This window comes from Acerihabitans arboris (assembly GCF_010131535.1).
GTDB lineage: Bacteria > Pseudomonadota > Gammaproteobacteria > Enterobacterales > Enterobacteriaceae > Acerihabitans > Acerihabitans arboris.
Genome location: NZ_WUBS01000008.1, coordinates 193,529 through 206,970, shown reverse-complemented (window position 1 = coordinate 206,970; position 13,442 = coordinate 193,529). Strand labels below are relative to the sequence as shown.

Annotated in this window: 10 protein-coding genes; 2 read left to right on the top strand and 8 right to left on the bottom strand. The window is 49.6% G+C overall.

Features of this window, described 5'->3' with window-relative positions; all coding sequences use genetic code 11:
- Positions 1–117: 117 nt before the first annotated feature.
- A complete protein-coding gene (locus tag GRH90_RS12985; protein WP_162366375.1) occupies positions 118–3,444 on the bottom strand; it encodes an ankyrin repeat domain-containing protein in 3,327 nt (1,108 codons plus the stop codon).
- Between the two features lie 260 nt (positions 3,445–3,704).
- Between GRH90_RS12985 and GRH90_RS12980 the strand changes: the two genes are divergently transcribed.
- Complete coding sequence (locus tag GRH90_RS12980) at positions 3,705–3,938, top strand: hypothetical protein (protein WP_162366374.1); 234 nt, start codon at positions 3,705–3,707, stop codon at positions 3,936–3,938.
- A gap of 32 nt (positions 3,939–3,970) precedes the next feature.
- Here GRH90_RS12980 and GRH90_RS12975 read toward each other — a convergent pair whose 3' ends face one another.
- A complete protein-coding gene (locus tag GRH90_RS12975; protein ID WP_162366373.1) occupies positions 3,971–4,927 on the bottom strand; it encodes a DUF808 domain-containing protein in 957 nt (318 codons plus the stop codon).
- 101 nt (positions 4,928–5,028) lie between these two features.
- Between GRH90_RS12975 and GRH90_RS12970 the strand changes: the two genes are divergently transcribed.
- Positions 5,029–5,325: a putative quinol monooxygenase gene (locus GRH90_RS12970; protein ID WP_162366372.1), complete on the top strand. Its 297-nt coding sequence runs from the start codon at positions 5,029–5,031 to the stop codon at positions 5,323–5,325.
- A 128-nt stretch (positions 5,326–5,453) separates the two neighbouring features.
- On the opposite strand, the gene GRH90_RS12965 is transcribed toward GRH90_RS12970, so the two are convergent.
- The 6 genes from GRH90_RS12965 to GRH90_RS12940 form a co-directional block, all read right to left on the bottom strand.
- On the bottom strand, positions 5,454–6,326 hold the full coding sequence (locus tag GRH90_RS12965; protein WP_162366371.1) for an alpha/beta hydrolase: 873 nt from the start codon (positions 6,324–6,326) through the stop codon (positions 5,454–5,456).
- A 667-nt stretch (positions 6,327–6,993) separates the two neighbouring features.
- Complete coding sequence (locus tag GRH90_RS12960; RefSeq protein ID WP_162366370.1) at positions 6,994–7,953, bottom strand: ABC transporter permease; 960 nt, start codon at positions 7,951–7,953, stop codon at positions 6,994–6,996.
- Positions 7,950–8,930, bottom strand: a complete 981-nt coding sequence (locus GRH90_RS12955) for an ABC transporter permease (RefSeq protein ID WP_162366369.1) — start codon at positions 8,928–8,930, stop codon at positions 7,950–7,952. The genes GRH90_RS12960 and GRH90_RS12955 overlap by 4 nt, the downstream gene beginning before the upstream one ends.
- Entirely contained in the window at positions 8,923–10,404 is a 1,482-nt protein-coding gene (locus GRH90_RS12950) for a sugar ABC transporter ATP-binding protein (protein ID WP_162366368.1), read from the bottom strand. Before GRH90_RS12950 ends, GRH90_RS12955 begins: the two co-directional genes overlap by 8 nt.
- 92 nt (positions 10,405–10,496) lie before the next feature.
- Positions 10,497–11,429 carry an autoinducer 2 ABC transporter substrate-binding protein gene (locus GRH90_RS12945; protein WP_376766077.1) on the bottom strand — a complete coding sequence of 311 codons (933 nt, stop codon included), beginning with the start codon at positions 11,427–11,429 and terminating at the stop codon, positions 10,497–10,499.
- A gap of 320 nt (positions 11,430–11,749) precedes the next feature.
- The gene (locus tag GRH90_RS12940) at positions 11,750–13,342 is read right to left on the bottom strand and encodes an EAL domain-containing protein (protein ID WP_162366366.1); all 1,593 of its coding nucleotides are present in this window, start codon (positions 13,340–13,342) and stop codon (positions 11,750–11,752) included.
- Between the last annotated feature and the right edge of the window lie 100 nt (positions 13,343–13,442).

Sequence of the window (13,442 nt, the reverse complement as noted above, 5' to 3'; positions counted from 1 at the left end):
CATTTAGATATCTGCGGTAATTCATTATTTACTTGATCAGTTAAAAACGACTCAGCCGAATCCCTGTCGTCAGCGGAAAGTGCGCCACACGCAATATTTATATCTTAACGGCGTAATTTACTTTTCATGGCTATAATGTGGACGAATATTATTAATATTCATTCGTGGTCCCGTCTTAAAATCAAAGGCATCATGCCTGCCCTTTATGATATTTGAATTTATATATTCGATTATCGCTTTTGTACTCAGAACATCTCCTGCCGCCACGCCACTAACTAGCGCAGGTTGCATGTAATTAGCAAAATTATTATCGATTTTTTTTAGAAGAACTTTAACAATAGCCAAGTTTTTATTTGTTATCGCGAGATGTAAAGCCGCATCAAAAAAACACTCGGCAAGATTGAGGACTAATTCGTTTTCCTTAAATAAATTTTCGACAACTTGCAGATTATTTTCAATTACCGCTAAAAGAAAATCCTTAACCCGCCCTGGTCCGTTAAGCTTTAAATCAATATTAATACGGTCAATTAAACGATGAGCCAATCCCCTATTTTTTTTAGTCAATGCGATAATCAAAGCGTCTTCACCCTGACGATTTCGATGGGCAACGTTCAGTTGCTTTATATTCATTAAGAAATTAATCATATCCAAATTATTACTTTTGATCGCGTAGATCAAAGCAGTATTACCCGCCACATCGGTAAAATTAACATCAGCCTGTTTTTCAAGAAGGAGTGTACATAGGGCGATATTATTATCCTTCACCGCAATGGAAAAAGCACTTTGGTCAAATTTATTGACATAATTAACATCGACGTCCTCAACATCGAGTAATAACTTAACCATCATTATATCATTATTTTTAACCGCGCTCATCAAGCTCGTCATGCCGCTGTCGTTGGCAACATTAACATCCGGCTGCTTCTCAAGAAGCAGCTTAGCCATCTCAAAGCTCCTGTAAGTGACAGCATAGAGTAAAGCTGTATCGTTTAATTCGCTTTTATGGTTAATGTCGAGATTACTATATTCAAGCAAGAGTTTAACCATCTCTATTTCATTATATAACGCAGCATACAATAAAGGAGTATGTCTTGCGGAGTCCACACAATTAATGATAGAACCAAATTTATTCAGCAAAACCCGGAGCGTATCGGGTCGGCCGTATTTCACCGTAGCGAACAAAGCCGTCTGTGCCCATTGATTATCATGGTTAGCGTCACCTTTATTATTCTCCAGCAACAGGCTAACAATTTCATGATTATGCGCCGCTAAAGCAAGGTATAAAGCCGCGTTACCGATTTGATTTTCAAAATTGAGGATAACGTTATTCTCTTTTAGAACATCCTTTACCTTATCAATATCGTTAGAAGACACAGCAAACAAAAAATTGACATTATACTCTTTGCCTTTGGCATCGAAACCAGTATACGCTTTTTCTAGCAAAAGAGTGGCTATCGCCACATTTTTGGTTGTAATTGCAATAATTAAAGCATTCATTGACAAATTATTTTTATAAAAAATATCAATGCCAGCCATATTAATCAAATAGCGCACCATGTTGATATCTTCGTTTACCACCGCGGCCATCAGACCCGTGGCTCTACCATCATGCGCGTAATTAATGTTAGCCCCATTTTCAACTAATAGCTCCACCACTGGCGGTTTTTTATGCAGTATCGCCTGAAAAAAGGCAGCGCCGATGTCGGCACATTGAAGGTTAATATCAGCTTTTTTATCAAAAAATATTTTTGCCATGTCGATGTAGCCTTTTTCGGCAACCGTCATGATGGCCGTAGAGTCTTGTTTATTTTTGTGGTGAACATTAGCGCCCTTTGCAAGTAACAATTCGACGGTATTCAAACAATTATTTCTTGCCGATAAGATTAAGGCAGTATCTCCATTATTATTATAGTGATTAATATTCACATCATTTTCGAGCAAAATTTTAATCGCGGCATGACCTTCAGCATGGCACGCGAAATACGTTAATGCCGTATTACCTAGCCTATCCTGCTGATCAAGATCAATTTTAGCGTCCCTGATTATTTTATTAATCATATTTATATCATTAAACAAAGCACAAAGCATAAGTATATTATTACCATCTTGATCATGATAATTTTCATCAATTTTAGTTTTATTCATAAAGCTTCCTAACGCTTTAAATATTTTATAATTAGGTATATAAGTGAATGTTTTAGATAAATCGCCTATCCACTGCGCATCCATTAAAAAATCAATATTTTCAATATGTGTATGATTAATAGCAAAATATAATAGTTCCTTATCTAATATACCTGTTATATTTTTTTGCCTAAGTGTCTCTAGCGTCACCAAAGATTGATGATCCGATTTTTTTTCCGAAAGCCAATACATCCCCATCAACGTCTTAATATCAAAATCTTCTCTTTTGCTAAAATAAGCGAATTCATAACCTTTATCACCATATTTTTCAGCCAACGATTCCACAATGGTGCAAAAAATCGGTTCCGCGGTGGGCAGCATAGTAACATCGTTATCAAATTGTAATATATTATTTTTCTTGACATCAACAGAACGTAACCTGTTATATTCATCAATTGCCTCATACATCATTTTAGCTGCACGATCATCATAGACATTCTCCTGGACTTTATTGTTTGTATACTCGGCATGTATTTTTTTATAATAACCATAGAGATCATTCCCATAAGTTTTTATGGCCTCAACGAGGCTGGCTTCCATCTTCAGCCTTTCTTCAAGTATGCCGAGTTCATTTAACGTTATCTTTTTAATTTCGTCATTAACATGCATATCTTCAATGGTATCGCCTATATCCCATTCAGTACCGCGCAAATGTTTTATATATGCATTACCATAATGTATTTCCATGATAGGATCGATGTTGTCGTGGTTTTTTCGCAGATGATGGCTAAGCGCAGCCATTATAAGATTTTTTTTGATTACCTGAAGCTGAGTAATGAGATTATCATCCATATAATCTGCCGCGATTTTGCATGCGTCAGATATATGCGTAATAGCGCCAGGAGTGCATACGTTCAAATCCGAAAACATCATTCTAATCTCAAGCGCGACCTTTTCATGGCATGTTTCTTTATTGATACTGCTTAATTTTTCAAGATAGCAACCAAGTTGATTATATACCGCATATTTATTGCTTTCATTTATTTTTTCTGGTTTGTCCATGAGAGAAATAAAGTGTTTTATATTGCCTTGGGCATAATCCGCTAAATCCAGCCTTTCGGCAAGGCGCTCTAAATCATTGCGGGTTTGCCTTATGTAATGTTTGAAGTGTTTTGTTTCAAACTCTGCAAAAGTAGCGTATTTTTCTTGAGTATAGATAATCCGCTCGTTCCCAGCCCCATCAGCGCTAGCCAAATTGTCGATACTTTTCGCTACATATGGAGCGAGGTCATGTTGACTGTTTACATTATTGATTGGCATTATTTTCCTTTGTGTTTTATATTGAAAACATTGATCACATATAAACAAAAAGTTATATGAAATGTTATTTAGATAAGTTAAAAAAGAGTTCACTATATTGCATGACATAACTTAAACTTTAATTAAACACTGCCGGTGTTACTGTTGCCTCTACCTGTTCTAGCGTTAATGCCTGATTAAACCGGCAGCACGGGTACGGCAGGGCCAGGCACGCCGACCCGTGCCTGCGTTTTCGGCAAACCGTATGACAAAAAATCACGTTGTCCCGCCGTCGCGCATCGACGGCGATGCGCAAGCGGGCGATGACGCCGCTAAAGGCGGTTTTTCCCGGATCCGGCCGGTGGAAGATTTTTACCCTGGAGCGCGGCTATCGCGAAAACAGCAATGTGCTGGAGACCCGCGTTATTACCCCGTCCGGCGTGGCGTTGCCGACCGGGTCGGTTAGCAGCGCCCTGGCCGGACGGCTGCCCCGGAGCGAACCGGCTCGAGGATAAGGCGTATCAAGTCCTGCGTAACGGGGCCGTTATCAATGCCTCCGGCCGGCGATCTTCATGCCCAGCGCCACCACCGCCACGATAATGCCGCCGGCCACCAGCCCCAGCAGCATATCGGCGGCGCTGGTCAGCAGGGTGCCGATCAGGCCCCGGTGGCCTTCGGTAATGCGGTCGAGCAGGCTATGGGTCCAGGGCAGGCCGTGCGCCAGGATGCTGCCGCCCACCAGGAACATGGCCAGGGTGCCGATAACCGACAGGGACTTCATTAACAGCGGCGCGGCGTTAACCACGCCACGCCCGATGGCGCGAAGCCAGCCGCGCGGGCCGCCGGTGCCCGGTAATTGGCTCAGGTAGAGCCCCACATCATCCATCTTGACGATGGCCGCCACGATGCCGTACACGCCCACCGTCATGGCCAGGGCTATAAATACCATCACCGCCACCTGGCTCGTCAACGGCGCGCTGGCCACGGTGCCCAGCGAAATAACAATGATCTCCGCCGACAGGATGAAATCGGTGCGCACCGCCCCTTTGACCTTTTTATTTTCCAGCGCCAATACGTCGGCCTGGGTCACGGCGGGTTGATTCTGCGGCGCGCCCGCCGGGGTGGGCGCGGACTCTATCGCCTCGGGATGCGCCTTTTCATGCCGGCGGCGGTGCCGGCTTTCAATCAGTTTCTCCACCCCTTCGTAGCATAGATAAGAACCGCCCAGCATCAGCAGCGGCGTGATGGCCCAGGGAATAAACGCGCTGATCGCCAATGCCAGCGGCACCAGGATCGCCTTATTGATCAACGAGCCCTTGGCGACCTTCCATACCACCGGCAGTTCCCGATCGGCCCTGACGCCCGAGACCTGCTGCGCGTTAAGCGCCAGGTCGTCGCTGAGCACGCTGGCGGTTTTTCGCGCCGCCACCTTGCTCATCGCCGCCACGTCGTCGAGTATCGAGGCTATATCATCAAGCAGCGCCAACAGGCTGGTTCCCGCCATATCAAATTCCTTAAGTGTGCTTTTTATCGTTGGTATCGTTATGATTAAAGCAGGCTATTACCATATTGTTAATAATTCATATCAGTTATTTGGAGAATGCTATGTCTACAGATGTCCATATCGTGGCGGTTGTCGAGGGTAAACCGGGCAAGGCGGAAGCCATCAAGGCGGTGATCAAGCCCTGTATCGAAGCAACCCGCAAGGAAGAAGGCTGCCTGAAATATCAGCTGCAGCAGGATATCGCGCGGCCCGATCACTTTATTTTTGTCGAGCATTGGGCAAGCGAGGCGATGGTGCAAAAACATAGTAAGTCGGCACATCTTAAAACAATGGTGGACGGACTGGCCGAACTGATCGTCGCGCCGCTGGACGTGTCGCTGCTGAAAAGCATCGACTAAACCGGTCGGCGGCAACCAGCCCTCGGCCGACATTCACCGGATGCCCGCCGAGGTTAATGAATCCTGATTGGATACGGCCCAGGCATAATATCGTCTATTTCACTGCGACGTACCGCCGCCGGCGCCATTCAGAGATATTTCCGCAGCCAGGCTAGCTGCCTGGCCGCGATTTGGTTGAGATGCTCGCCGGCAAACACCTGGTAGTGACGCGCCTTAGGTTGGATATGACAGCTTTTTTCCGCGCCAATGGCCTGGTATAAAGCCAGTCCGTATTCCAGGGCGATGACTTTATCGTTTTCGGCAAACACCATGAACGTGGGTTGGGTCACCCGCGCCGCTGCCCGCACCGGATGATACAGGATGGTCTCCCATACCGTCAGGTAGGGGATCTTGATATCCAGCGCCGGAAAATCCTTTTTTTTCTTTTCAAAGAATGTACGCGATTCCTCATCGGTCATCACCTTGATAATCGGTACCAGCAACTCTTTGCCGTCCTGCTGCTTTTTATTTGCCATCCTGGCCATGGTATCCATGAACCGCGCCTTCTCCTCCAGGCCCATATCGCCGGTGACCAATTGTTCACCGTCGGCGAAGGCCAACTGGCTGAGAACGCATTTTACCTCCGGCCGGCGGGCGGCCACCTCGATGACATGGCCGCCGCCAAGCGAGGTTCCCCACAGGGCGATGCGCCGGGCGTCAATCCGGGATTGGGTTTTACACCAGTCCAACACCGCCAGGATATCCTCGATTTGCCGTTCGGGCACGATCCTGCCGGCGTCCCCTTCGCTGTCGCCGAAGCCACGGTAGTCAAAGGTGACCACCCTATAACCCGCATCGACAAACCGCTGGACAAAACCCGCCAGCAATACATCCTGGATGCAAAAGAACCCATGGCACATCAATACCGCGGGCAGCGGCGCCGCGGCATTGGCGTCGCCATAATGTATCCGCGCAGCCAGTTTATCCTTTGCACATTCAATAAAGTGTCGTTCAATCTCCATCGTATGTTCTCCTTATGTAACTATTAATTTTTCGTCGTTATAATAACGGGTTATCGAACGCGAAACGAAAGGGGCGATCTGAGATTGCCTCCTGAAATTATTATAATAAAAATACTTAGCTATTAATTTAAATTACAAAAAATTAACATGCAGATGATATTGGGAACTCATAAATTGATAATACCGGTAATTATTATGCTTGATCAAGGTAAATAACTTATTATTAGCCCCGTTGTTTCTTTTTGAGTGATAAATATGGAGAAAAATATAAAATACTCTGATTGGTGCTTTTTAAAGACATAGTATTTTAACTAAAATTCAATTTTATCGATTCAACTAACAGAAGTCTATTGTATAGCAATATCTTAACGTGGCTCAATCGGTTAAACGGGGAGAATTTAATTAAGTTTATAATTATATATTATGTTAATGATTTTTTCCAATGCCGATTCACTTACCCCACGTTATAAATCATCTCATATTATTGATAATAAATTAGTTAGCTTAATAATAATTTAAATTACACTAATATAAATAAATGGTTTAACTAAATAACATGATAATAATGAAAAGAGTAAATCTATCATGGTTAATGAATAATAGAAAATGTTATTTTCCCGGGGCAACCGCGCGGCGCAACCCCCGCGCGATTGCCGGGCCGCCGGGGCTAACGGCTAAAGTACGGCAGCCGGACGCCTTTGAGAAATAAAAACGCCAGCAGCAGCCCGCCCCATAGCGCCATGGTGATATAACTGCTTATCCCCATGATATTAAGTCCGCTTTCCAGCATCTGCAACAGGATCAGCGCCAACACCATGCCGACGATCCTGCCGAAGCCGCCGTCGGGATTAATCCCGCCCAGCACCGCCGCCAGAATACTGGTCAGCAGGTAGGATTCGCCATAGGCGGCTTTGGCGGAGTTAAGCTTGGACATCATCAGCAGCGCGGCAACCACGCATAACAGCGAAGAGATGACATAAACCGCCATCAGCGTGCGCGGCGTATTGATGCCGGCGTAATGGGCCGCGCGCTGGTTGGAACCGATAAGATAGATTCTCCGGCCCAGCGTTGAACGCTCCAGCACAATCCACATGATAAGCGCCACCAGCGCAAAGAGATACAACGGCACCGGGATGCCGAGCCAGTTATTGTTATTCAGCCACAGCACATAGGCGGGGAAATTGGAAATGGCCGTCCCCTTGGAGATCAGGATGGTCACCCCCTTGAGCAAGGTCATCATGCCCAAGGTGGCTAATATGGGCGAGACGTGGATAACAGCAATCAGTACGCCGTTCAGCAGGCCGATAACACCGGCCATGCCGACCCCGGCCAGCAGCATCAGCAGGGCGCTGCCCGCCGACGGCGCAAAATGGGTGGCAACCCACGCCATGGCCAGGGCGCAGCAGTTGGTGGTGGCGATAATCGACAGGTTAATCCCACCGGTCAGCATGGTCACCGCCATGGCGAACGCCAGTACGCCCAATACCGGCAGCTGCGACGCGATAGACTGGAAATTCGGCGCCGACCAGAATACGCCCGGGATCTGCGCGCTGAAGGCCAGCATCACCGCCAGCAGCAATATCACCAGGTACAGCTCCACATGATCTTTGACTTTAGCGCCGCTCATGACAGGATCTCCGATTTACCGCGCTGGCTCCAGGCGGTGGAGCTGATGCTGACCACAATCACCAGGCCGGTAATGACCGTATGCCAGTAGGATGAAATGCCCATCAAATTAAGGCCGTTTTGCAACATCGCCAGCAATATTACCCCCAGCGAAGTGCCCAATAGCGTGCCGCGGCCACCGACGATACTGGTCCCGCCCAGCACTACCGCCGCCAGGACGGTCAGTTCATACCCCAGCAGCGAGTCGGGCGCCACCGTCATCACGGTATAGGACTGCACCACTCCGGCCACGCCCGACAGCAGTCCCATGAAACCATAGACAAACAGCTGTAGCTTAAAAATGCCAAAACCCAGGCGCGAGGCGGCTTCACGATTGCCGCCCATCGCATAGATCTTACGTCCGATACTGCTGCGTTTCATCAGCAGGCCGGTAACTATCAGCACCACCAGCAGGGTCATGATGGGCAGGTTCAGCCCGTAGTCATAACCATCGGCGGCGGTAAAGGTAAATAAGGTCAGTCCGCCTTCAAACCAGTCGGGATATTTGTACAGCCAGACCCCCTTGGAGAAGTAGAGCAGCAAACCATAGAAGATATTCAGCGTTGAAATGGTGACGATGATGGAAGGCACTTTCAGCCGGTTGACCAACAGGGCGTTAACCAGGCCCAGCACGGTCCCGACGCCGCCGGCAATCAGGAACGCCACCAGGAAATTACCGCCGAATTTCAGCAGCGCGGTGACCATGACGTATTGGGCGATAATGGTCATGGCCGGAAAGGAAATATCAATGCCGCCGGAGATCAGGACAATAAACAACCCGCACGCCAGGATCAGCAGCATGGCATAATTGTTCACCAGGTCGTAAAGGTTACCGAATGTCAGGAAATCTCCGCTGTTAATGCTGAAAATCACCCCGAGGATCAGGATGGTCACGATCAGCAACCCTTCGTGACGATGCAATCCCGATTTGTTAACCATTGACCACCTCCGCCAACGCCGCTTCGGTCGTTTCAGACGTAAGAAATTCAGCGACCAGCGCACCCGCGCGCATCACCAGGATGCGATGGCTGTTAAAATAAGCCTCTTCAATTTCATCGCAAATCATCAATACCGCGATGCCCTGCTCCGCCAGCGCGTTCACGATCTGGTAAATACCCGCCTTATTGGCGATATCGACCCCGACCGTGGGCGAATCAAGGATCAGCAGGCGCGGACGCGTCGCCAGCCACTTGGCAATCGCCACCCGCTGGGCATTGCCGCCGGAAAGGGTATTCACCGGCAGGGAGGTATTGTCCGATTTAATCGTCAACCGGTGAATCATCTCCCCGACCAGCGTCTGCACCCGCTGCCGGTCGATAAGGCGCCAGCGGTTATTGACCTGCGGCAATACCGTCGAGATGATATTGTCGCCAATGGACTGTTCCATGACCAGGCCGGTACTGAGGCGATCTTCCGAAACATAACCGATCCCCGCGGCAATCGCGTCGCGATTACTGTGGAAATGCACCAGGGAGCCGTCAATTTTCATGCTGCCGCCGTCCGGACGGGTCAGGCCGAACAGGCTCAGGCACAGTTCGGTGCGCCCCGCGCCCAACAGCCCGGTGATGGCGACGATTTCCCCCTGATGTACCTTTAGCGAAATATCATGATATTGATCGCGGCGGCTCAACCGCTCCACCTCCAGCACCACCGGTTTACCACCCGCATATGGGGTCAGCACGCGGTAATCGAATGCCAGCCCGGTCATCAGGAAGGCCAGCTGCTTGCTGCCCATTTCGGCGGCGGGAAAAGTGCCGATATGCTCGCCGTCCTGCAATACGGTAATGCGGTCGGAGACCGCCATCACCTCATCCAGGCGGTGGCTGACAAACACCACGCAGATACCGCGCGCCTTCAGTTGATGGACCAGCCTGAGCAACCCCTTGACTTCGGTCATGGTCAGCGAGGCGGTGGGCTCATCCATGATTATCAGCCGGGCATCCTGCGCCAGCGCCCGGCAAATCGCCACCAGTTGGCGCTGCGCAATCGACAGCGTCTCCAGCGGCGCGTGCAAATCAAGCGTAACGCCGATATCGTCCAGGGTACGCTGAGCCAGTTGGTACAGGCTGCGCTTGTTCACCCAGAGATGCCGATGATAAAGGTTGATGGCGATATTTTCCGCGACGCTCAGGTTGGGGAATAATGAAAGATCCTGGTAAATCACCTGGATGCCGCGCTTAACGGATTCTCCCGGGGTCAAATGGGAGTACACATGATCGTCGAGGGTGATTTTCGCCCCGGCATCCGGTTGATAGACGCCGGAGATAATTTTGATCAGGGTAGACTTGCCGCAGCCGTTTTGCCCGGCCAGGCAATGTACCTCGCCGGGCAATAACGTCAGGGCGATATTATCCAGCGCCTTTACCCCATAAAACGTTTTGCTGATATTTTCCATTGCAATTAACGGCTTCATAAAACCTCGCGCCAGCACGTCCAGGTGGTCGGCCGGTCGCTGCCGCCCAGCCCCGGCCACATCATCGCCCCAGGATGTCAAACGGGGATTAATCAATACAGGCTATCGATATTGTCCTTGGTCACCAGCAGCACCTTATGAAACTTAATCACCTTTTTGTCGGCATCGACTTCCGCTTTGCCGAGACCTTTTACTTCATAGCCGGGGCCGATATTTTCACCTTTGAGCAAACTTGACGCCACCGCCGTCAGGGCATAGCCCGCGGTAGCCGGATCGTAGGTAATGCCCTCGGTGATATCGCCGCTTTTAACCAGCGACGCGGCCTGTGACGGAATCATCATGCCGTAGACATGGACTTTGTTTTTGGCGCGTTTTTCCTTAACCGCACGCCCGGCGCCAATGGGACCCTGTGAACCAAAGGCCACGATGGTGTTCAGATCCGGATGAGCCTTCATCAGATCAAGGGTGGTACGGCGGGAATCATCAATGCTTTCCGACACCGGCATACGGCTGGTGACTTCATGCATCTGCGGATAATGTTCTTTCTGGTATTTCACGAACAGATCGGCCCAGAGATTATGCTGGGGTACCGTCAGGCTGCCCACATAGATGACGTAACCGCCTTTGCCGCCGTTGGCCTTGGCCACCTGCTCGACGTTGTCGGCGGCAAACTGCTGGTTATCAATGATTTCGACGTCCCAATTGGCGCTGGGCTGGCCCGGCGATTCATTGGTCAACACCACGATGCCCGCCGCGCGCGCTTTTTTGAATACCGGTTCCAGTACATCGGCGTCATTGGGCACGATGGTTATCGCGCTGACTTTTTTCGCGATCAGGTCTTCGATGATTTTGACCTGCTGCGGCGCATCGGTACTGGACGGGCCGACCTGATAGGCATTGACGGTCAAATCCTTGCCCGCCTGGGTGACGCCTTCGCCCATACGGTTGAACCAGGGCATACCGGCAATTTTGGAGATATTGACAATTTCGGCCTGCGCGGCAAACGCGCCGGACGCGCTCATCATCAGGCCCAGGCAACCCGCGGTTAACCAGTTCTGCAGGGTGTTTATTTTCATTTTATTTATCCTCTTGCGATAAAAAGGGAGGGAATGACCGGAAAAATACGTCCAGAGAAGGCAATGGCCGATAGCCGTAAAATAAAAGTGGTTTTTCCAGCGCGGTTATATAAAAAAAATAACGGCTTACGCGGAGAAAACGATTGAAATATGGAGGGATAGCGCGCAATTATCCATATACATATTAGCTGTATATATGGATAAATAAGGCAGTATTCTTGTTTGCGATTAAGCTCACATAACCGTCAAAAGAAACCTTACAAGCTGAATTAAAGTGCTATAGGCGAGGCGGAATAGCGCGCGTGTTCCTCGCGCCAATACAGGGAAAATTGCGTCATCGGCATCGGCCTGGCAAAAAAGTAGCCTTGCTGGAAGAGAACATGCTTGTCCAGCAAATAGGCCTTTTGCCGCGCATTCTCCACACCTTCGGCAATCAGCTTCATATCCAGCTTCCCGGCCAGGTCAATCACCACATCCACGATAATACGGGTAGTGGTCTCTTCCTCAATCATCGCCACGAACGACTGATCGATTTTCAGGAAGTCGATATTCATTTTACTCAGGTAGGACAGGCCGGAATACCCGGTGCCGAAGTCGTCGATGGCAATCGCCACGCCCTGCTGCTTCAGGGCGGCCAGCACCTCGAGCGTGGTATCGGTGACATCGACAAACTGCCGCTCGGTCAACTCCAGCACCAGCCGGATATTTTTATCCCCTACCGTTTGTAAAAAGGTCTGGCAATCGTCGACTATCTGCCGGTTGGAAAGATGGACCGCTGAAATATTAATGGCGATATGCAGCATCTCCGGCCAATGCACCGGGCTGCTGGCAATCACCGCCGCCACCCGTCGCATAAGCTGTTGCGTCAGGGGGATGATCAGCCCCGACTCCTCGGCCAGCGGAATAAACACATCGGGTGATACATACCCGTCCGTGGGATGCCGCCAGCGGGTCAGGATCTCCATGCCGGTGCAGCGATCGCTTGCGACATTCATCACCGGCTGGAAATAGGGTTCGAACTCATTACGCTTTAGCGCCAGCGCCATATTCGATCGGATCGACGTGGTTGCCGTCAGCCAATTACGAATCAGCAGCGACATCACCAGGCAAACTACCACCGAAAACAGGATGACCAAGGCGTAGGTGTCGACCATATAATCAAAAAACTGGTAGCGGGAAATATTGATTGTCAGCAAGTAGGGAAAACGTTGTGAAACCCCGCTGACGGAGATAAACCCGTTTGGCAGCGCCGCTGACGGGACCAGGTCGCCCTTTGGCGATAGATACTGGTTTTTTATTCCCAGAAAAATCTGGTTATCCGTGCCGACGGCATCCATCATATAACGCATATATTGTGTATCAATGACGACACTGGCGCCGTCATTGCCGCGATGCCGGCGCAATACGATGACGGCAACGCCGGGGAATAGAAGCGTACCGGCGCGCAGCTCGATTTCCGGCGTTACATCGTTAATCACCGATGAATATTTCCGCGGTTTCATATTGGGCGGCAGCGGCACCGGGGCGCAATAAACCATGCCGTTATGGGCCAGGTTAACGGTGCGCACCAGGGAATGTTTCATGCCCATGATGCGCAGTTGGTCCACCACCCCCGCACAAGGCCGGCCTAATAAGGCCAGGGCTTCATTGGCCGTAGCGTTGGCGTCGTTCAGCACCGTGTCAATAAAAAGCACCGTACTGCGAATCTCATGATCGGCGCGCGATTTCAGGGCCTGATAGGCAAATAAACTGATGAGGGTAACGGAGAAAATAAAAAAGCACAGGGGAATGATCACCCAAAAGAGCAATCGATATTTGTTGGCGACCTTTGTCATGATCCTGGTCTTCAGACTGATCGGCATGGTGCGTTCCCTACTCCTCGATACATCTGCGGGCGGATACGTTATCCCGCTTATTCGCCTGGGCGAAACCGTTGCAACTTGTTACAGTATACACCCGGTA

What these genes read in the sequence shown, in the direction of transcription:
- GRH90_RS12985 (WP_162366375.1), bottom strand. Translation starts at nt 3,444, where the DNA reads ATGCCAATCAATAATGTAAACAGTCAACATGACCTCGCTCCATATGTA.
- GRH90_RS12945 (WP_376766077.1), bottom strand. Translation starts at nt 11,429, where the DNA reads ATGATGAGCGCGTCCGGCGCGTTTGCCGCGCAGGCCGAAATTGTCAAT.
- GRH90_RS12965 (WP_162366371.1), bottom strand. Translation starts at nt 6,326, where the DNA reads ATGGAGATTGAACGACACTTTATTGAATGTGCAAAGGATAAACTGGCT.
- GRH90_RS12955 (WP_162366369.1), bottom strand. Translation starts at nt 8,930, where the DNA reads ATGGTTAACAAATCGGGATTGCATCGTCACGAAGGGTTGCTGATCGTG.
- GRH90_RS12975 (WP_162366373.1), bottom strand. Translation starts at nt 4,927, where the DNA reads ATGGCGGGAACCAGCCTGTTGGCGCTGCTTGATGATATAGCCTCGATA.
- GRH90_RS12940 (WP_162366366.1), bottom strand. Translation starts at nt 13,342, where the DNA reads ATGCCGATCAGTCTGAAGACCAGGATCATGACAAAGGTCGCCAACAAA.
- GRH90_RS12970 (WP_162366372.1), top strand. Translation starts at nt 5,029, where the DNA reads ATGTCTACAGATGTCCATATCGTGGCGGTTGTCGAGGGTAAACCGGGC.
- GRH90_RS12950 (WP_162366368.1), bottom strand. Translation starts at nt 10,404, where the DNA reads ATGAAGCCGTTAATTGCAATGGAAAATATCAGCAAAACGTTTTATGGG.
- GRH90_RS12960 (WP_162366370.1), bottom strand. Translation starts at nt 7,953, where the DNA reads ATGAGCGGCGCTAAAGTCAAAGATCATGTGGAGCTGTACCTGGTGATA.